A 377-nucleotide genomic window follows, 5' to 3' on the forward strand; every position below is an offset into this window, starting at 1 on the left:
GGAGACCTGCAGGGACGCGTCGAGTGTGCCGTCCGGACGCACGTTCCAGACGATCTGGTCGTAGTCGTCCTCCAATGCCGGGTCGACGGCGAGGCATTTGGCAACGACGTGGGGAGCCTGGCCCCGAACGTCGGTCAAGGCGAAGGGCCGTTCGGCGGTGCATTGCTCGGCGGTCTCGAAGACGCTGACAGGCACCGACAATTCACGGCATTCGGTCATGGAGTTGGAGCAGCCGATGACCAGCAGCAAGGCAGCAATATGTTCCATGGCGAGATTCCTCTCGCACAAGAACGGAGCAAAACCGGCAAAGTTCCTGCGGCAGCGGTGTCGCCCTCGAATAATTGGCGGGCGGGAGCGAGCAGATGGCGGGACGTCAG

At 62.9% G+C, this 377-nt stretch carries 1 protein-coding gene; it reads right to left on the bottom strand.

Annotation, left to right across the window (positions count from 1 at the left end; genetic code table 11):
• Positions 1–267 (bottom strand): hypothetical protein (locus EN807_RS33125; RefSeq protein WP_135937988.1); only part of this gene is annotated, 267 nt, incomplete at its 3' end.
• Positions 268–377 lie beyond the last annotated feature (110 nt).

Source organism: Mesorhizobium sp. M5C.F.Ca.ET.164.01.1.1, from assembly GCF_004792125.1.
Classification (GTDB): Bacteria; Pseudomonadota; Alphaproteobacteria; order Rhizobiales; family Rhizobiaceae; genus Mesorhizobium; species Mesorhizobium wenxiniae.